We start from the raw sequence: 22497 nt of genomic DNA on the forward strand, positions 1-22497 counted from the left end.
GTATTAAATAAAAAAGTCAGGAATTAATTCATGGTCCCCTAAACTAGGATTGACTTTATAAACATCAAAATCTGTGTAATTGGCAGCCCGCAAAACCTCTTCATCAATAAAAAACTGACCTGTAGTGCTGACGTGATCTTGCTTAAATATCTCATAAGCGGCATCCGCCATGATGCTGGGTTTTCTAGCCCGATCCAACATATCTGAATTCCCCACGGCAAATTCAATGGCTGCGGTAGCTATGATGGTTTTAGGCCAAAGGGAATTAAAAGCTACTTTATTTTTAAACTCAGCTGCCATACCTAGGGTACAAAGTGACATGCCAAATTTGGCCATGGAATAGGCCACATGGTTTTCAAACCAACGGGCTTCTATGTTTAAAGGAGGTGAAAGCGTTAATACATGGGGGTTTTTCGACTTCAATAAATGAGGTAAACAGGCTTTGGAAGTCAAAAAAGTTCCTCGGGCATTCACTTGATGCATCAAGTCATACTTTTTCATGTCGGTCCAAAGAGTCCCCGTTAACGAGATAGCTGAGGCGTTATTCACCAAGATATCGATTCCTCCGAAGGTCTCCACTACTTTTTCTACGGCTTCAAAAACATGATTTTCATCACGAATATCTAAGACCAAAGGTAAGGCTCGACCACCTAAACGCTCAATTTCCTCGGCCGCAGAAAAAACGGTTCCTGGTAATTTGGGATGAGGTGTAGCCGTTTTGGCGGCTATAACCACGTTTGCACCCACAGAAGCCATTTTTTTGGCAATCTCAAATCCAATACCTCTTGAAGCACCGGTAATAAAAACTGTCTTGTTGCTGAAGTCCATCTTGTGTTATTTAAACTTTGTCTAATTTACTATTTTCTTGTCAAGACAGTATATAAAATAAATTTTGGTTTGTACTTTTGTTAATTATTTTTCAAAACCACCGAATGTCAATTCCGTTTAAGTCTATTAGTATATCTCATCGCTCTGCTCCTCTCACGATTCGTGAGCAAGTGGCATTAAATGAGGAAGAAAGTAGAGCCTTTGCTATTAAATGTAAAGACCTTTTTGGATTACAAGAAATGTTGATTGTATCTACCTGCAATCGTACAGAGGTGTATTACAATACTCCAGAAGATATTTCCCGCAATTTAGTCAAGAGTTTATTGATTGAAAAAGGCTTGCATCAAACCCAAGAATACACGCCTTATTTCCATCATGAAGCTGACGCGGAGGCATCTTTAAGGCACTTATTTGAAGTAGCTACGGGTTTACAATCCAAAGTGGTAGGTGATTTACAGATTCCCAATCAAATCAAAAAGGCCTATCAGCAATCGGCCGATTTAAATTTAGCGGGTCCGTATTTGCATCGTTTGATGCATACCATCTTTTATGCCAATAAAAGGGTGGCACAAGAGACTTCGTTCCGTGATGGAGCGGCTTCTGTTTCTTATGCGACAGTAGCCTTGGCAGAAGAGTTATCCCAAGCCATTGCTCAGCCGAAAGTATTGATTTTAGGTTTAGGGGAAATTGGTTTAGATGTGTGTAAAAACATGGAGGATAAAGATTTCGCGGAAATCACCATCATGAACCGTACCTTAGAAAAGGCAGAAAAAATTGCCCACGATAAACCTTTCCGTGTGGCTCCTATTGAAGATTTGTGGAAGGAAATTGCGCAGGCAGATATCATTATCTCTTCCGTACGCAATCAAGAGCCCATCATCACCCAAGCAGAATTAAAGAAATTATCCATTTTGACTTTCAAGTATTTCATTGACCTTTCGGTTCCAAGAAGTATCGAAGAAGGTATTGAAAAAATATCAGGCGTATTACTTTATAACATTGATACGCTGAAAGAACGGGCTGATGAAGCCTTGCGTATTCGGATGGCATCCGTGCCCGATGTTCGTAGAATCATCGATGAGTCCGTGATTAGTTTCAATGATTGGTCAAAAGAAATGGAAGTTTCACCGACCATCCATAAATTGAAAAATGCGCTAGAGCAAATCCGTAAAGAAGAAATCAATCGCCACTTGAAAGGTCTTAATCCTCAAGAGGCTGAAAAATTAGAAAAAATTACGGCTAGCTTGGTTCAAAAAATCATCAAACAACCCATCATTCATTTGAAAGCTGCCTGTAAACGAGGTGAATCAGATAGTATGGTGGATGCCTTGAATGATTTGTTCAATTTGGAGGCTTATGAGGCGGTCGATTCTAGCACTCCAAATCCATAAATTCCCATGAAATCGGAGGTTTTACAGAAACTGGCTCGCTACTGTGCCTATCAGGAGCGCTGTGTTTGGGAAATACAAGTCAAATTGGAAAGCTTTGCCATTTTACCTGAAGATCAAGCCACTTATTTGGATTGGTTAGAAGACAATAATTACCTCAATCAAGAGCGCTTTGCAAAGCTCTTTGTTCGTTCTAAATTCAATCAAAAATCTTGGGGTAGAAATAAAATTAAATTTGAGCTTAAACGATTACAAGTGAAAGACGCTTTGATTCAAAAAGCCTTGGAAGAGCTAAAAGAACTCCCTTATGATGCCAGGTTGGAATCCTTGTTGATTGAAAAATTCAACCATGTAAAAGACCCCAACGAATGGGCCAAGAAACAAAAGTGCTACCAATATGCGCTAAGAAAAGGATTTGAGCCAGATTTAATTTCCCTGTACATTCAGCAGCTTAATTAAAAAACTCAAATCCATTCCCATTATTTCGCTAATCGATTGATGTACACGAAAGTTCTAATATTAGGATACTTACCAAAAAAATCAACCATATAATAATAAGTCCCATCAGGCAATCTCCCATCGTTGGTCAAAATTCCTATGGTTTTATCCGTTAAACCTCCCCAATTATTCTGATAATTATCCATTTCAAAAACGACCTCTCCCCAACGGTTATAAATAACTAATCGATTGGGTTGCATCCTAAATATTCCAGGGATGACAAGCACATCGTTTAAACCATCTTGATTGGGTGAAATAGCTTGCGGTGCAAAAATCTCGCAAATGTCTGAATCCACTCGATTATCGATTCCATCATTGTCACAATCTGGTAATCCTCCATAATTGATGTCATTTTCTAAGGTGTCAATTATTTCATCATTGTCATCATCTGTATCTCGATAATCTGCGATTCCGTCTACATCCGTATCCAAAGGTTGTAATGGATTGGGGCCTGCCTCCACTGTATCCGTTAATCCATTATTGTCAGAGTCCACGTCTCGGTAATCAGGAAGCATATCCTGATCTGAATCTATCGGAATAAGCACATTAAGCCCGACTTCCACTTGATCAGGGATGCCATCATTATCAGAATCCACATCTCGAAAATCTTCTTTCCCATCTAAGTCGGTATCCCAAGGGTGATTCACATCTGGATCCACTTCCCGCATATCGGGAATCGTATCATTATCTGAGTCAAGATCCCAATAATCTGGGTAACTATCACCGTCGGTATCTACTGGATTTAATGGATTAGAGCCCGCCTCTACCTGATCAGGAATACTATCTCCGTCAGAATCCAGATCACGGTAATTGGCTAAGCCATCTTGATCGGTATCGACAGGTATGACAGGATCAAGCCCGGCTTCTATGGAATCTGGAATCGTGTCATTATCTGAGTCCATATCTCGAAAATCTTCTTGACCATCCTTGTCTGTATCCAAAGGATTCCTTGGATCTGAACCAGCCTCAACGGTATCAGGAATACCATCGTTATCCGAATCCTTATCGCGGTAATCCGAAGATCCATCTCCATCACTATCCACCGGTTTCGTCAAATCTTTCCCCGCTTCTAATCCATCCAGCATACCATCGTTGTCAGAATCAATATCTCGATAATCTACTCGTCCGTCTCCATCAGTATCCAAAGGTTTACTCGAATCAGGACCAACTTCTATGGCATCTAAAATACCATCATTATCAGAGTCAACATCGCGGTAATCTGGTTTTCCATCAGCATCGCTGTCTATAGGCTGCAAGAAATCACCTGCTTCCACTGCATCGGGGATGCCATCGTTATCTGAATCCAAATCTCGAAAATCTTCTTGACCATCTAAGTCACTATCGATAGGATTTTTGGGGTCCAATCCTGCCTCCAATTCATCCGACATCCCATCTTGGTCTGAATCCAAGTCTAGATAATCAGCCATTCCATCCGAGTCTGTATCTACTGGCTTAATTGGATTCAATCCGGCCTCTACCGAATCAGGTATCGTGTCATTATCTGAGTCAAGATCTTGATAATTCGCTTTTCCATCACCATCCGAATCCACAGGTTTGCTAGGATTTGATCCTGCCTCTACCGCATCTGGAATTCCATCCCCATCCGAATCCACATCCAAATAATCTGCTTTCCCATCCATATCCGTATCCACTGGATTAGTCGGATTTGGTCCAACTTCTACGCTATCTGGAATGGTATCATTATCCGCATCAGCGTCTTCAAAGTCATATAATCCATCCGAATCACTATCTCTAGGTTGTTGACAATCTCCTGCTTCTTGTGAATCCAACATTCCATCATTGTCCGAATCCAAATCTCGAAAATTCGGAATTTCATCCCCATCCCCATCGGCTCCCAATTCGATTCGATCAGGAATACAATCATTATCTGAATCCAAATCTAAAAAATCCGAAGTACCATCAGAATCAGTATCTATGACCTTAACATATTGCCCACGGTCGTCCCATCCATCATCTAAATCGTCTTTCATTTGTTGACACGTGGCACACTTATTTTTCCCTTCCCAGGCATCTGGAATACCATCGCCATCGGAATCCAAATCTAAGTAATTAGGAATTCCATCCAAATCATGATCAATATTCCGCTCATCTTGATCTCCTAACCAATCCCCATCTGAATCTAAATCACGGTAATTGGGAAAACTATCACCATCTATATCCTTAGTCCCCTCCGAGGCATCTAAAATTTGGTCATTGTCTGAATCGAGATCAACATAATCTGGCTTAGCATCTTTGTCTGTATCAGGTATGGGGGCAGGTCGACCGCCAAAACCTGTTTCTAAGAAATCCGCCAATCCATTTCCATTGTTATCTGGCAATAGTCCATTTTTATCCACGCGACCATCATAATTATCATCTAGATTCCCGCGGGAATTATTGCTGGCTTCCCAAACATCCATGATGCCATCATTGTCTGAATCCAAATCCAAATAATTGGGTATTCCATCTCCATCTGGATCAAATTCTGCTTCAATGGAATCCAATATCCCATCATTATCCGAATCTAGATCGAGGTAGTCAGCATGTCGATCACCATCCGAATCTCTGTTCTTTTCTCGTTCATCGGGTATCCCATCACCATCTGAATCGGTATCTCTGGAGTTCACTAAGCCGTCACCATCAAAATCTTGACAGTTCCCTTGTAGCGTAAAGGTTTGATAGCATTCCATGGCATTGGGGATTCCATCACCATCAAAATCTGCCATCAAGATTTCAATCAGATTACTCGTAATTTGAATACCCGAACTGCTTTTGAATGTAAAAAATCCTTTCCCCTCAGCACCTAAGTATAGCATCCCCAACGCACTCAAATTCGCAATTCCCTGCACAAAATCTCCGGAATTAGTTAATTGATCTCCACCAGAAAGGCCAAAGATAAATCCAGGCAAAGTACTCGTTACTTGAATAGGCTGTAAGGCTGCGTTAAAATCAGTAACAAGATTCCCGTAGGCATCCAAGGCACTCAATGTATTTACGCCCACAAATGGCGTTTCTGTGGTTTGAGGGCTAGTCATTTGCAAATCAAACTTGGCCAAAGGACCTGCTTTCACCAAGACAGGCAGAATACTTGAAATTAATGTATCTTCCAATATGTGAACTTGAATCTGGGCCAAAGAGGCATGAAATAATTTCATGGATATTTGGGCTATTCCTCCTACAAAATCAACATTCGTCACCGAACCAAAATTTCTGATTTGTGATTGATTGTCTAGAACCTGCGGAAAAAGAACAGGGTTGACGGAGTTCTGTGCTCCACTAAAAAGTAAGCTTTTGGTCCCTGTATAGGTATCAACTAGCTCCCCCAAATCATTCAAAACCTGTATGGTAACTAATTGCAAGCTGCCTGCCACTTGTACCGAATCGCCCGATAAATGTAATTGAGAAGGCTTAATTAGTTCCGACAAAATATCCATTCTCGCCTTGGTTCCCAAACCTGTTACAGGCTGAAAAATCAAGGTATCTGAACCTATATTACCTGTATAAGTTATTCCCAGTTGGGTTAAATTAGCTCTACCTAATTGAAAATCGCTGGAACTCGTTAATCGATTTCCTCCCGATAAGCCTGAAATTACTCCCCCTTGATTAGAACTGATCGTGATCGGGTTTAAGGATGCATTAAATGAGCTTACAGTATTATCATATTCATCTTGGGCTATCAGCGTATTGACCCCATAAAAAGGAATTTGATTGACTTGTGGACTTTGCAATTGAACGGCTAAATTATGAAATGCTTTGGCCGAAACCAGTACTCCCAACCTATCAGACCCATTGGTCTGAATATAGGTATCACGAGCGCTAATGGAATCCAAACCCGATTTGTATATCACTAAATTTGCCTGGGCAATACCATTGACAAAATCAAGGGCAGTATTTTGCCCAAAATCAATTCCATTCACCTGTGATTTATACGTTGGCGCTGAAGATGAATTAGTTCCAGAAAATAACAATGTCTTGGTTCCTGTATAATCCGTGACGATCGTTCCATTTTTGGTGGTAGCATGAATGGTCATTGTTTGACTCGTTCCTGCCACCTGACTAGCGCTGCCACTAAGAATAAATTTAGAAGCCTGCAAAGTATTTAATAGGACAACTTTAGCAGTAGCACAAATTCCTGTTGGGAGAAAACAAACCTGATAAGTCAAAGAAACAGAATCTGCATCTGCCACCGAAGGGGTATAAGTCATGAGGCCTGTAGAAGCTTGAAAAGCAACACTGCCCAAAGCCGTACCTGAAATCTTAGTAATGCTTAGGTTTGAACTTGGCAAAAAATCATCATTACTTAAAATATTAAGCGATATGGGACCTGCATTAAAATCTTGTTGGATGACATCATCATTGGCTAAGGCAATCAAAGGATTGGGATCTGTGCTATTGGGATTCCCATCATTATCTAGGTCATCATCACAAACATTTCCTAAGCCATCGTTATCTGTATCTAATTGATTGGGATTATAGGTACTGGGGCAATTATCTTCAAAATCCACTAAACCATCCCCATCGGTATCTGTTACATCTTGATAGAGTAAATTGGAAAAATAAGCCTTTTGACTGAAACCTATGGACTCGACCCCCACATTGACTACGCTCAATTCAGCTCCCGATTTTAACATATTTTGAGAATAAGCATACTGATTTAGTGTAAAATCATTCGCTGTAATATTTTGACCTATATCATAACCTAATCGAAGGGAACCCGTCCCATAAAAAGTACCTCCTGTCACTAAGGTGGTATAATTAGTAACGACACCTGCCTGAAAATTGGGGCCTATCCTCTGCATCGTGCTCGTAAAACGCATCGTACGATTTTTTACGATTCTGAATGGGCGTCTTAAAAGCCCATGATCAAAGAGTGTAGGACTTAAGTTCTCAATCACTACTTTTCCTGACTCTTGAATGATTTTTGAAGAGCGATTCGCTAAATAAAATGCATGTAATTCCTCTGGGTAATCGAATAAATTAATTTGATGCCTTTTCTTTACCGTGATGGTATAGGAATCTAATACTTGCTGATTGGCATCTTGCATTTCGATTGTCAGATTCACCTCATTTTGATTGCCCAAAATAGAATAAGGAATCTCGTTATTTCCATGTTGGCTTGATGAAACAAGGAGATTCCCTTTTTTAATCACATACCAATTTTGATTATTTAGATAGTTGATACTCCGAATATTGATACGAACTGTATGAAATGGAGACAGAAACCATAATACATTTTCATAAGGAATTAATCGATCTGCATGAATGGGTAAAGCATTTATAGCTGCTTCAGTGGATGCATTGAGGTTAAACTTGAGTACATGCTTAAAAAATGGCACTACATTGCTTTGGGTACAATTGGCAGTAGCTTGAGCTATATTACTTAGCGCATCTTCAATGGTATTGACTTTTGACATTTTTCTCAATTCCAGAAAGAATTTGGGAAAAATGGTGGACTTACCAAAGGTGTCAATAATGCCCTGCAAAAGCCCCACTGTTTTCCAGGCAGGTTCATCATCCGTATTGGTGCCAGTACCTCTATTGTAATCATTGTAACCCACACGATCCCATTTGGCCAAAACATTGTAGGGGTTTGCCTGTACATCATTGATATAGCCAATAAAATTCTCCTTAAACCAATGAATATTGATGAGTGACTCATTATAGCGTCTTTGATCAGAATCCGTTATGATTTGATCAAAGGCATACGCCGTAAATAAACTAGCAAAGGCCTCTGCCATTCCTCCATTTTTTTCATTGGTATTGGGAGAAAAAGGAAACAGAACTTTACTGCTAAAATCAAAGAAATTTCGACCAAATTCATAGGCTAAAATCACATCACGGTTAACATTGGTATTATTTTTTAGATTGAAATACATATTGTCAAAACCACTGACTTCAATTCCTTTGGCTCCTACCAATCCACAACCAGAACCACAAGAAGGAATCCCTAAAAACACACTGGTTTTGTAGCCAAAATTCGGGTTGCCTCCTGAGGGTTCATAACCTAAGCTATTTTTATAAAATTCATAAATAGCATCTGTTCTTTCTACTAATTTGGCCATGGTCTGAGAATCGGCCAGCTGTTCATTCGTGATTTTGCTCTTATCAATTCGTAAAACAACATTTCTCCCCTGAATGGACCAAACAGGGATTTGTCGAGCATCAAATGAGAAATAAATATCTTCCGTTACTTCATATTGATTCCCTGTTATTGGGTTGCTGACATTCCCTAAAACTACTTGAGTCACTAATTTATCTGAAGGCAAATCACTGCCTATGTATCCATCGTGGACATGTATGGTGTCTTTTATAGCCAAATTATACACGATTAACTCAACTGTGGCTGTGCCTTCAAAAAACTCAATGGGACTAATAGACCCAAAGGGTGTACCTTGAGTAGAGGCGATAGTGCCTGGATTGCCTGTGGCTGCTGATTCTGAAAATTGCAGGTTTTTTATTCCAGAATAGGTTCTTACTAAAACTCCTTGAGCATCTTTGGCTTGAATGTTGATATATTGACTTTTACCTGAAAAATGTAAGCTTGATCCTGTAATCACTAATCGCTCCTCTTGACCAGAAATGAGTACATTACTAGCAGAAGTACTTATCAAATTGGATTCAAAAGTCAATGAAAATATAAAACTAGGAGCAAAAGGATCTGCTTGACTATTTTTCGATTCTTGAACTTGTTTCGCGGAATTGACCCATTTATTGGCAATTTTAGAGGTAATAGAAGGACTATAATAGATCAGCCCTAAAGCTGTTAAATTGGCTACTCCATTCTCAAAATCCGTAGACTGATTTAACACATTTCCTCCTTCTAAACCTAATCCAGTGATACTAGCATTGGCAGAAGTCGTCACCATAATCGGAGTTTTTGAAGCATCAAAATCAAGGCAAATATTCCCATAAGCATCTTTAATCGTTAGGGTATTAACTCCTACAAATGGGCGACCATTGGTTTGTGGACTACTAATACTGGAAACTAGTTGAGCTACCTTGTTTGCTCTTACTTGAATTGCCCATGAATCTCCAGCAATGGCACCCGTATTAATAGACTCTCTTGTTGTTAAAAAAGCTGTTTCAGCCAAAAATAAGTTCATTTTTACACGCGCTTTTCCTCCTATAAATTGAACCAAGACAGGTTTTCCAAATTCTACTTGAATGTTACTTAATGAGTCCTGAATGGTTGGCACATATTGATTAGCAATAGTAATCCCCGCACCAAAAAACAAGAGCGATTTACTTCCTGCATAATCAGTTACTAGTTCATTGTTGGCATCAAGAGCTTGAATTTGAAACCACGAAGACTCACCCGCTATTTGGGTTGAATTACCTGAAATTTGTAAAAATACCGATTGGGCAGACTTAACTAGTTGAACGGGATTAATGGTTACTGTAATTCCTGTTTTACTAGTAAAAACAAAGCTCTTATTTCCCTCTAAACCTGAATAATAAAGGCCTAATTGGCTTAAATTGGCAATACCTTGACTAAAATCCGTTGTACGAGATAATATCTTTGTGTTACTTAAACTCTTAAAGCCTACACTTCCATCACTTGTCAAAGAAAGTGTAATGGGATTGTTTGCTGCATTAAATTCCAAACAAACATTACCATATTCATCCTTGGCTGTTAAGGTATTGGTTCCAGAAAATATTTGCCTTGTATATTGTGGACTCTCTAAAGCAGGGACTAATTGATATAAATCCGCTGCTTTAACTTGAATGGAGAGTTTATTCTCATCTAATGGAATGACATTCGTACCCATTTCTTTAGCTCCAATAGCAGCCAATTCCGCTCGATACAGGGTCAATTGTGCATGCGCAATCCCTCCTTCAAAATACAATGCAGTCCGATATCCAAATGAAATAGGTGTATTTAATTGGTTATAAACAATAGGTTTGACACTATTGGTAAGGGAAGCATTTGCACCTGAAAATATAACCTCTAGGTTTCCACTGAAATTGCTTAATGCATTTCCCAAGGTATCCTGAATAGCAATAGTTAGCACTTGACTTCTTCCTGCCACTTGAATAGATTCTCCCGATATTTTAAAGCGATAATTACTTTGCTTATTGGGGTAAACCACAACTAGAGCACTTTTGACTTGGATACCCGAAGCTGTTGAAAAAGTAAATGTTCCTTCTCCTGCCTCACCCAAATAGTTAAATCCTAATACTTTCAGATCAGCAATACCTTGTGCAAATTGTGTGGATTGATCTATGACAAGAGAGGAATTTCCCCCCATTCCTACAACGGTCCCTTGAAGGTCTGTACTTACTTTTATTGGATCTAAAGCTGGATTAAAACTAGTAGCCACATTTCCATACGCATCCAAAGCTATTAGTTGATTATTTTCTCCAACAACTTGATTTATTTGAAACTGATTTTGTATTGCTAGATTAAATTTATTTATGGGAGCCGCACTTATTTGAATTCCTAGTGGACTACTAGATAATATTCCATTCGAAACAGTAATGGCTGCCTGTTCTACTTTATACAATGTCAGGTCCACCAATGCGAGCCCTTGATTAAACAATACAATCAATCCTTGATTCAATGTTCCAGTAACATATCGACCTTTAACTAAAGGATTCAATATAGGATCAATGGAGGCATTTGCTCCCGAAAACGTCAAATTCACGTCAGAAAAACCACCCCTAAATCCTGCATCTACATTTCCATAGTCATCCACAGCTTTGATGCTTAAAGTCTGAACACTGCCTGCTTGCTGGGTGGTGTTGCCACTGACGTCAAATCGACTAGCTGAAGCTGGATTAACTTGAATGGATAAAGGGGAATTTGTTAAAATGTTGCCATCAATAGCTTTAATTTTAGCTTGTTCTGCCTGATACACTTTCAAATCCACCCGAGCTACTCCATTCGTAAACTCCACCTGAACAGGCTGACCTAATTCAATACCTGAAACCGTAGGTTTTCTTGTTGGATTACTCGTTGAACTCGCCCCAGAAATGGTCAATGTTTTCTTGCCAGAATATTGACTATCTACATTTCCATAAGCATCCAATCCTTGGATACCCAAAGTCTGAGAAGCTCCTGCTAGTTGAGTAGTACTTCCATTAATTTCAAAATAAGTAACAGTTCCCGAATTTACTTGAATGGATAAGGGGGAATTGGTTGACATGGAACCTTCGCTAGCTATGATTTTAGCTAGTTCTACCTTATATACTATCAAATCTACTTGAGCAATTCCATTCCTAAACTCCACCTGAACAGGCTGACCTAATTCAATACCTGATACAGTAGGTTTTCCCGTTGGATTACTCGCTGAACTTGCCCCAGAAAAGGTCAATGTTTTTGTTCCAGAATATCGATTATCCACATTTCCATAGGCGTCTACCACTTGGATATGCAAAGTCTGGGGAGTGCCCGCTTGTTGAGTTGTATTTCCGCTGATTTCAAATCGATCTGAGGTTGATAGAATAACTTGAATGGATAAAGAATTAGATGAAATTGTTCCATCACTAGTAATAATCGAAGCCTGCTCCACTTTATACAGCGTTAAGTCGACTTGAGCAACTCCACTGTTAAACATAATTAAGAGACTTTGATTCATCGTTCCAGTAGCATATCGACCTTTAACTAAAGGATCTAAAACTGGATTCATGGAGGCATTCGCTCCTGAAAAAACCATATTAACATCAGCAAGACCGCCCTTAAATCCTGTATCCACATTTCCATAATCATCCACAGCTTTGATGCTTAATGTCTGAACACTGCCTGCTTGCTGGGTAGTGTTGCCACTGATGTCAAATCGCCTGGCCAAACCTGGATTTACTTGAATGGATAAAGGAGAACTTGTTGTGATTGTCCCATCACTTACGGAAATAGACGCCGACTCAGCTTTGTATAAAATCAAATCTACTTGGGCTACTCCATTCGTAAATACTGCCTGAACAGCTTGTCCAAAATCTACCCCAGAAACGCTGGGTTTACTTGTTGGATTGTTCGCTGCGCTAGCTCCTGAAAAAGTCAGCGTTTGGGTTCCTGTATATAGTGAATTCACATTTCCTTCACTATCAACAAGTGCGATACTTAATTTCTGAGAAGTTCCCGCTTGATGAGTCGTATTTCCACTGATGACAAAATGATTCGACTGGTTAAATTTTACTTGAATCGACAAAGCAGATTTTGCAGATATGTTGCCATCACTTACATGGATATTCGCTGTTTCCACTCGGTATAATATCAAATCCACCTGCGCTACTCCATTGGCAAACGCCACTTGAACAGGCTGCCCAAATTCAATACCTGATACCGTAGGTTTTCTAGTTGGATTACTCGTTGAACTCGCCCCAGAAAAGGTCAATGTTTTTGTGCCTGTATATTCAATAGCATCATTACCATACTCATCAACTGCTTTAATACCCAAAGTCTGGGTGGCACCTACTTGTTGAGTGGTATTTCCACTAATGACAAAATGACTAGATTGGTTAGATTTTACTTGAATCGACAAAGCAGATTTTGCAGATATGTTGCTATCACTTACATGGATATTCGCTGTTTCCACTTGGTATAATATCAAATCCACCTGCGCTACTCCATTGGTAAACGCCACTTGAACAGGCTGCCCAAATTCAATACCTGATGCCGTAGGATTTCCAGTCGGATTACTCGTTGAACTTGCCCCCGTAAAGGTCAAAGTTTTTGTGCCTGTATATTCAATAGCATCATTACCGTAAGCATCTACTGCTTTTATACCTAAAGTCTGGGTGCTACCTACTTGTTGAATACTGTTTCCAGTAATTTTAAATCCGCTGGCCAAACCTGAATTTACTTGAATGGCTAAAGGAGAACTTGTCGTGATTGTCCCATCACTGGCGGAAATAGACGCCGACTCCACTTTATACAATGTCAGGTCCACCAAAGCGAGCCCTTGATTAAACAATACAAGCAATCCTTGATTAAATGTTCCTGTAACATATCGACCTTTAACTAAAGGATTCAATACAGGATCAATGGAAGCATTTGCTCCTGAAATCGTCAAATTCACATCAGAAAAACCACCCTTAAATCCTGTATCTACGTTTCCATAGTCATCCACAGCTTTGATGCTTAATGTCTGAACACTGCCTGCTTGCTGGGTAGTGTTGCCACTGATGTCAAATCGACTGGCTGAAGCTGAATTTACTTGAATGGATAAAGGAGAACTTGTTGTGATTGTCCCATCACTTACGGAAATAGACGCCGACTCAGCTTTGTATAAAATCAAATCTACTTGAGCTACTCCATTGGTAAATACTACCTGAACAGGCTGACCTAATTCAATGCCTGATGCCGTAGGATTTCTAGTTGGATTAATCGTTGAACTTGCCCCAGTAAAGGTCAAAGTTTTTGTGCCTGTATATTCAATAGCATCATTACCATACTCATCAACTGCTTTAATACCCAAAGTCTGGGTGCTACCTGCTTGCAGAGTTGTATTACCACTGATCAAAAAATGAGCGACTGAACCAGAATTTACTAGAATGGTTAAAGGGGAACTTGTTGTGATTGTCCCATCACTGGCGGAAATAGACGCCGACTCAGCTTTGTATAAAATCAAATCTACTTGGGCTACTCCATTGGCAAATACTACCTGAACAGCTTGTCCAAAATCTACCCCAGAAACGCTGGGTTTACTTGTTGGATTGTTCGCTGCGCTAGCTCCTGAAAAAGTCAGCGTTTGGGTTCCTGTATATAGTGAATTCACATTTCCTTCACTATCAACAAGTGCGATACTTAATTTCTGAGAAGTTCCCGCTTGATGAGTCGTATTTCCACTGATGACAAAATGATTCGACTGGTTAAATTTTACTTGAATCGACAAAGCAGATTTTGCAGAAACAATACCATCAGTTACATGGATAATTGCGGTTTCTACTTGGTATAGAATCAAATCTACTTGAGCGATTCCATTCGTAAAGGCTACCTGAACAGCTTGTCCCAATTCTACCCCAGAAACGCTGGGATTTCGAATAGGGTTGCTCGTGGAGCTGGCTCCTGAAAAGATGAGGGATTTAGTGCCCGAAAAGAAACTGGCTACATTACCATAGATATCTATCGCGCGGATACTTAAAGTCTGTACACTCCCTGCCTGTTGCTTGGTTGCCCCCACAATTTCAAAATGAGTAAGCGGGCCAGGTATCACTTGAACAGATAAAGGTGAATTCGATGCAATAGTACTATCAGTCACTATGATACTGGCTTGCTCTGCTTTTCTAAGAATTAAATTGACTTCAGCTATCCCAGAGATAAAATTCACTTCTATTTCCTCTCCAAAATTGACACCATTGGCTGTTGGATAATAAATCCCACTTGTAAGGGCTCCTCCAAACCGCAATTTTTTGATACCCACATAATTTGATTCTGTAAATCCCAATATATTTTTAGCCACTACTTTTATAGGGAGAACTTCACCCACATGGACCGAATTTGAACCTTCAAGAACAAAGTAATTGTTTTCCAAATCCTGAGGAAGTATTTCAACAGGCTCACTGTCCACATAAACTCCATTATCCGTAGAAACATTTAATACATCGGTATTAATATTTTGTCCAGAATAAATCATCCCTAAAGCTGTTAAATCAGCAATACCGTCAACAAAATCCGAAGATTGATCTAATACATTATTTCCTTTTGAACCCAATCCACTAATTACTCCATCTAATGCTGCACTCGCAATGGTTACAGGATTTTCACTTGCATCAAAATCTGGAACAACATTACCAAAACCGTCAACTGCTAAAATTTGATTTTCACCTCTGACAGGTGATTGATTCTTAAAATTGGGCTCTAATTTAATTTGAAAACTATACCATACTCCATGAATAACTTGAATGGAAAAAATATTGGAAACCATTCCAGAATCATTCGCTTGAATAGTTGTTAAACCTGCCCTAAAAAACACCAATTCGACTTGAGCTTTACCATTAATAAAATTAACAGATATAAGCTCTCCGAAGTTGGAACCATTAACTATTGCTGGATAATCCAATAATTGATTTTCAAAAACAGAAAATGCCACTTGTTTGGTGCCATGATACGTAAGATCAACTTGGCCTTGGGAATCAATAGCTTCGAGATTAACATTCAAAAAATCACCTGCCACCGAGGTAGAGTTTATGGAAGTTAATCTGAACTGTGTCGCAGCTTGACTTTTAGGCAAAGTATGCGATAAAGCCTGTTTGGGGAATTTATCATTTTTGTAAATTCCTACTGAATAAACTTTTTCCGAATGAAAAAGAAAAATCAAAAAAATCAGGTTTGTCAGAATAGCCCCCATTCTAAAAGAATAGGAAATTCTTAGTTTATTAGTGGTATACATCGCGATTAGAGCAACAAAGCTTTACACCTTGAATTCAGAAATTAAAAATAATTTGAAGCGGACAAATGTGGAGATTGAGCTATTAAACTCCTTGATTCACAGCGATAAGTCGACTAGAAAAACATCAAATTAATGGCTTTGAAATAGCCAAGGCTAATAAGCACGACATAGAAAACAACAAAACTCTTGTTGTTTAAAAGACCAAAATGCAAAAGTAGAGGTACCCATTTAGGGCTGAATGAAGAACTCATGGTATATATTTTAGTGGTTAGATTGCCATTAGGCAATGCTAAACTAGGAAATCACACGTATGAATCCAATTAATTGGCTAGAAGATTTGTACTCAATTTGGAATGTTGCTTTTTGGGTATCTCATTTACATGGGTTTGCATAAAAACTTTTTTTTTATACCTTTGACACATGATTATGCATTCAACTACTTATTACTACGCTTATTATTACGCAGGATATCCATCCTGCCAATAGGCTATTGTAGGTATAGATTTAATTTAAACTTATTATGAGCCGGCCCAAAGTCGGTTTTTTTGTTTTATGAGCTTCACCATTTCTCCAGCTTCTCGGTTACAAGTTGTACAAGAATACTACTTTTCTACCAAGCTAAAACAGATTGCAGCCTTGAAAGCATCAGGTATCCCTGTGCTTAATCTTGGTATTGGTAGTCCTGACCTAGCACCCTCAGATGTCACCATTCAGGCATTGATTGCTAGCGCCCAGAAAAAAGAAAACCATGCCTACCAAGGTTACCAAGGTATTCCCGCATTGCGTGAAGCTTTTGCTCAATTTTACGATAAACAATATCAAGTAACCCTTGACCCTAATTCCGAAATATTGCCTCTGATGGGCTCCAAAGAAGGCATCATGCACATTGCTATGGCCTATTTGGAAAAAGGAGATATCACCTTAATCCCCAATCCTGGATACCCAACCTACCAAGCTGCTTGTGCCCTAACAGGTGCAGAAGTGCAAAGTTATGAGCTGTCGGAAACCAATGGCTGGTTACCCGATTTAGATGCATTAGCGAAGCGGGATTTATCCCAAGTGAAAATCATGTGGGTGAATTATCCCCATATGCCTACGGGTGCTAAGGCCAACAAAGCATTTTTTGAAAAGCTGCGTGATTTTGCCGTCACTCATTCCATCTTATTGGTCAATGATAACCCATATAGCTTCATCTTAAATGAGGAGCCCATCAGTATGTTAAGTATACTAGGGATGAAGGATGTGGCCTTAGAATTAAATTCTCTTTCCAAATCCCATAATATGGCGGGTTGGAGAATTGGGGCTGTCATGGGAAAACAAGAATTCTTAGCGCCCATTTTGACTTTTAAATCCAACATGGACTCTGGTATGTTTTTACCGCTACAAGAAGCAGCGGCTGAGGCATTAAAAGCTGATTCTGCTTGGTTTAAACAACAAAATGAGATTTACGCTGCACGTCAAAACGTAGTATTTCAGTTAATGGACTTATTGAACTGTAGCTATGATCCGAAACAAAGCGGCATGTTTGTTTGGGCTAAAATCCCCCATACTTATGTTGATGGATATGAGCTTTCCGACAAAATTCTTAGCGAAAATGCTGTCTTCATTACCCCAGGTGGTATTTTTGGAAGTCAAGGAAATAATTACATCCGCATCTCACTATGTGCCCCCATTTTCCTTTTTGAAACAGCTATCAAGCGCATAAAATCACAGTCGAATGGAATCTAACAAAGTCGTAGGAATATTAGGTATAGGATTAATCGGTGGTTCCATGGCGCTAGGTCTACGTAAAAGTGGATGGGCCAAAGCGTGTATTGGTATTGATACGAATCGCCCGAACCAAAAAAGAGCTTTGGAATTAGGTTTAATCGATCAACTATTACCTTTGGAAGAAGCTTTACAAGTGATTGATATCCTTATTATTGCTATTCCAGTAGATAATTTGGTAGAACAATTACCCAACATGTTGGACCAATTCAACGATAAGCAAATCGTCATTGAAGTGGGATCAACCAAAAGCCCGATTTACGAAGCGCTAAAAAATCATCCTAGAAGAAAGCAATTTGTCTCAACTCACCCGATGGCTGGAACCGAATTTTCTGGTCCAGAAGCGGCTATTGATGGACTTTTTGAAGGGAAACGTTGTGTGATTTGTGACCAAGAACTTAGTGATCCTGATGCTGAAAAAACGATTGAAAGTTTATATCAAGACGGTTTACACATGAACTTAATCTATATGGATTCCATCAGCCATGATGTCCATACAGCCTATATTTCCCATATTTCTCACATCTGCTCATTTGCCTTAGCCAATACCGTTTTGGAAAAAGAAAAAGATGAAAAACGTATTTTCGAATTGGCTTCCACGGGTTTTGAGTCAACCGTCCGTTTGGCCAAATCATCGCCTGAAACATGGATTCAAATCTTTCACCAAAATCAAGAAAATTTGATGGATGTATTGGATGAATACATCAACACGCTATTGAAATACAAAGGCCTGATGCTTTCTGGAAGTTATGAAAAACTCAAAGAAGAATTGGCCAAGGCGAATGAAATTGGTCGGATTCTAAACCGTAAATAAAATATAAGCTCCAGACTTCTTGCGATGTCTGGAGCATTTTAGTTGTGCTGATGAAAGCATAAAACAAAAGTATTAATAAATAGAACACAGGATTTGAATTTCACAAATTCCTGTTAATTGGCCTTAGGTACTCGATAGGAATACGGTTTCCAAGTATTATTTTGAGGGTTCAAATCAGGAAATACATGATCTGGATCAATAGTAACTGATCTAATGGGCAAGGTGGTATTGGTCTTAAAATCCCAATTGCCTCCTCGCTGCCAGATCTCCACAGGGAAAGTATAACGCTCCTTTTTACCATCAGATAATTCTACCTCGACGATTCCCGGCATGATCATTTTATCCAAATTCTTAATCGTCACAATGGCTCCATTGGTAGGATTTTGATCCACATACACCACATCACTTACACTTTGATCCAGCTTCCATAATTCAAAAAACCACTGTCTCCAAAACCACGTTAAATCCTCTCCGGCTCCATCTTCCATAGCATGGAAAAAGTCGTAAGGAGTAGGGTGCTTAAAGGCCCAGTTCTTGATATAATTCTTAAATGCATAGTCAAAACGGTCGGCACCCAAGATTTGTTCACGCAAAATCTTTAATCCAAAACCCGGTTTGTTGTAGGCTTCCCATCCTAAGTTTCTAGGTTGAACCACATCAGGAATCGACATGATAGGATCGGCATTTTCTCTAAACATGGCTTTAGCGATTTGATGCATATCAAACTTGCGGTTCTTGTATTCCCCATCGTTGAATGCATCCGTGGAATAAAAATTGATGAAGGTATTAAATCCTTCATCCATCCAAGGAAACTTGCGCTCATTGGTTCCTACGATCATCGGGAACCAGTTATGACCAAATTCATGGTCTGTTACCCCCCACAAAGCTGCTGTTTGATCACGAAATCCGCAGAAGATTATTCCCGGGTATTCCATGCCTGATACGATACCTGCTACGTTAGTCGCGCTAGGATACGTGTACTCATACAACCATTTAGAATAATACTCAATAGATGCTTTTACATATTCCGTGGATCTTCCCCAGGAATTTTTACCATTGGACTCTTCTGGATAAACCGATATCGCCATGGATTTTTTTCCGCTAGGCAAATTGATTCTGGCCGCATCCATGATAAATGATTTTGATGTTGCAAAAGCCACATCACGGGCATTCTGACATTTAAATTTCCATGTCAAGCGGTCTTTTGCTGGTCGAGAAGCTGGATTTTTCACTTCATCTTCCCCACGAATGATAACTGTTATTTCAGAATTGGCTGCTGCATTCCAACGTTTTACTTGCTCGGCGGTAAATACCTCAGTTGGATTTACTAACTCTCCAGAACCCACCACTAAATGCGAAGCGGGTACATTAATGGCATATTCAAAATTGCCATATTCCAAATAAAATTCACCAGCACCTAAATAAGGAAGAACATTCCAACCCTCAATATCATCGTAGACACACATGCGAGGAAACCACTGAGCTACCTGAAATATCATGCCATTTTTAGTCTCCTGCAAACCCATACGATCAGATCCATTTTTAGGAGAAGTAAATGAATAAACAATCTTAATTTTAGCTTGACCTAATTTTTCTGCCAAAGGCTGCGCCAAGCGAATTTGCATGCGAGTATCTTCCACGATAAATGGACTTGCTTTACCATCCACCAATACGCTTTCAATTTTATAGCCTCCATCAAAACCCACATTACCAAAACGTCCACCAGAAATGGGAGTCGTTTTACCGCCACGTGATTGGGTATTAAAGGAATTTTGATCCAATTGTAACCACAGAAAACTTAATTTATCTGGAGAATTGTTTTTGTAAGTAATCTCTACATCTCCTGAAATTTTTCTAGCCTCCTCATCCAAACTCACTTGAATTTTATAATCAGCGGAGTTTTGCCAATAAGATGGACCTGGAATACCAGCACCCGAACGATACGGTGAGTTGGATTGAAAATTCCATAAAGGGTGAAATAATTCGTAAGCACTATATGTCGACTTTGTCTGGGCATTTGCTGCCCAAGTAATGCTCAATAAAAGACAAGCGTAAGCCAATATTCTATTCATATAAATCATCATTTTAAGATTCAAATACAGTTAAATTTTCCGTATCCAGTAATCGTTTATTTAATCCCAAAGCCTTAGGCACCTCATAGTGATAAAAGAACTTCATGGTATGTAACTTATCCTGATAAAACTCCTTATCTAGTGCAGAAGGGCTTTCTGCTAAAGCTTTACTAGCCACTGTTCCTTGCTTTAACCACTGCCATGCTACCACATTCAGTCCGAACAATTCCATGTATAAAGTAGAATCCGCTAGGAATAATTCTGGTTTTCCCCCGGCCGCTATTTTTAGTTTATGCATCGTCACTTGACCTAATTTGGCAACTTCATTCTCCAGCTCTTCTGCATAAGTATGGATAGCAGAATGTTTTTTAGCTTCCTCTATATCCTTCTGTATCAGATTCACCAATAACTTCAAGGCTTTACCTTGATTGGCTGGAATTTCTCTACCTAATAAAGTTAAACCATGAATACCGGTAGTCCCTTCGTAAATGGACATAATCCGCACATCGCGAGCCATTTGCTCCAAAGGAAAGTCTTCGGTATATCCATAACCACCTAATACTTGAACTCCTTGATTAACTGCCTGCAATCCCATTTCGGCAGGATATGTCTTAGCCACCGGCGTCATCAAATTCAATAAAGTATGGTAATTTTCAGCTTCTTCCCCTGTTAAACATTTGGAATAATCTTCCCACATAAAACTTTGAAATAACAATCCCATAGCTCCTTCTACGATGGCCTTCTGGAAATAGAGCATACGCTGAACATCCGGATGGTTTTTGATCAAAGTGGGTGGTGTTTCTGGGTCTTTATTACTCAACTTGCGTCCTTGAGAGCGCTCATTGGCGTATTGTTTGGAGAAATGATATGCCGCAGAAGCGATGTAAGCGCCTCCCATTCCTACTCCCAAACGAGCTTCATTCATCATTTGAAACATATAGGATAGTCCTTTGTTGGGCTCTCCAACCAAATAACCAATGGAATCTCCTTTATCACCGAAAGATAAATGCAATGCTGGCGTTCCTTTTTGCCCCATTTTATGGTAAAGTCCCAAAGAAGTCACTTCATTGGAAACCCATGCTCCATTTTCTTTTCTGCGCTTGGGAACCACAAATAACGAAATCCCCTTGGTGCCTTTAGGCGCTCCTTCTAATCGAGCTAATACCAAGTGAATGATGTTTTCTGAGAATTGATTATCTCCTCCAGAAATAAAAATCTTTTGGCCTTTAATGGCATAAGATCCATTGCCTAGATCTTTGGCTTGGGTAGACACATCATTCAGTGAGCTTCCTGCCTGTGGTTCTGTTAAACACATGGTTCCTGTCCAGCGGCCATTCAACATATTAGGTACATATTCCGCTTTCAATTCCTCGGATCCGAAAGAAGCAATTAAGTGTGCTGCTCCATTGGTTAATCCCGTAAACATGACAATGGAATTACTTGCCGCGCCACGAATAAACTCATGGGCACCTCCTACTGTACTAGGCAATTGCTGTCCCCCTTTTTCATACGAAAATGTGGCGCCTATCATTCCTGACTCACCCATTTCTTTAACATAGGCCTCTGTAGATGGATGTACGTGTACCGTTCCATCAATCAATTCAGCAGGATGCCTGTCGGTATCCACAAAATGAGGGCGTAAATAGCGCTCAGCAATGGATTCCGCTGAGTCTAAAACCATGTCGAACATGTCGGGTGTATAATCCGCAAAATAAGGGTGTGAACATAAGGAACCGAAGTCCAACACTTCTTTTAAAATAAAGTCGAGATTCCGACGATCATATTCTTTTGCCATATAGAAA

9 protein-coding genes are annotated in these 22497 nt (G+C 39.6%); 4 read left to right on the forward strand and 5 right to left on the reverse strand.

The annotated features are described in order from the left end of the window. Positions 1-3: 3 nt before the first annotated feature. Positions 4-828, reverse strand: coding sequence for an SDR family oxidoreductase (locus U0R11_RS01130; RefSeq protein ID WP_406749410.1), 825 nt, complete (start codon positions 826-828; stop codon positions 4-6). Positions 829-932: 104 nt separating this feature from the next. Here U0R11_RS01130 and hemA point away from each other — a divergent pair, with 104 nt between their 5' ends. Further along, complete coding sequence (gene hemA / locus U0R11_RS01135; RefSeq protein WP_406749411.1) at positions 933-2219, forward strand: glutamyl-tRNA reductase; 1287 nt, start codon at positions 933-935, stop codon at positions 2217-2219. Between the two features lie 6 nt (positions 2220-2225). Next, the gene (locus tag U0R11_RS01140; RefSeq protein WP_406749412.1) at positions 2226-2675 is read left to right on the forward strand and encodes a regulatory protein RecX; all 450 of its coding nucleotides are present in this window, start codon (positions 2226-2228) and stop codon (positions 2673-2675) included. A gap of 20 nt (positions 2676-2695) precedes the next feature. Here the strand turns inward: U0R11_RS01140 and U0R11_RS01145 are convergent, their stop codons facing one another. Together U0R11_RS01145 and U0R11_RS01150 are read right to left on the reverse strand one after the other, a co-directional pair. Continuing rightward, positions 2696-15970, reverse strand: coding sequence for a T9SS type B sorting domain-containing protein (locus U0R11_RS01145; protein WP_406749413.1), 13275 nt, complete (start codon positions 15968-15970; stop codon positions 2696-2698). A gap of 185 nt (positions 15971-16155) precedes the next feature. Then, on the reverse strand, positions 16156-16293 hold the full coding sequence (locus U0R11_RS01150) for a hypothetical protein (protein ID WP_406749414.1): 138 nt from the start codon (positions 16291-16293) through the stop codon (positions 16156-16158). 301 nt (positions 16294-16594) lie between these two features. Between U0R11_RS01150 and U0R11_RS01155 the strand changes: the two genes are divergently transcribed. Continuing rightward, positions 16595-17770, forward strand: a complete 1176-nt coding sequence (locus U0R11_RS01155; protein ID WP_406749415.1) for a pyridoxal phosphate-dependent aminotransferase — start codon at positions 16595-16597, stop codon at positions 17768-17770. Next, positions 17760-18623 carry a prephenate dehydrogenase gene (locus tag U0R11_RS01160; RefSeq protein ID WP_406749416.1) on the forward strand — a complete coding sequence of 288 codons (864 nt, stop codon included), beginning with the start codon at positions 17760-17762 and terminating at the stop codon, positions 18621-18623. Before U0R11_RS01155 ends, U0R11_RS01160 begins: the two co-directional genes overlap by 11 nt. 113 nt (positions 18624-18736) lie before the next feature. Here U0R11_RS01160 and U0R11_RS01165 read toward each other — a convergent pair whose 3' ends face one another. Next, positions 18737-20695: a M1 family metallopeptidase gene (locus U0R11_RS01165; RefSeq protein WP_406749417.1), complete on the reverse strand. Its 1959-nt coding sequence runs from the start codon at positions 20693-20695 to the stop codon at positions 18737-18739. Between the two features lie 13 nt (positions 20696-20708). Beyond that, entirely contained in the window at positions 20709-22490 is a 1782-nt protein-coding gene (locus U0R11_RS01170; RefSeq protein WP_406749418.1) for an acyl-CoA dehydrogenase, read from the reverse strand. Positions 22491-22497: the final 7 nt, after the last annotated feature.

This window comes from Aquirufa salirivi (assembly GCF_045310485.1).
GTDB classification, from domain to species: Bacteria; Bacteroidota; Bacteroidia; order Cytophagales; family Spirosomataceae; genus Aquirufa; species Aquirufa salirivi.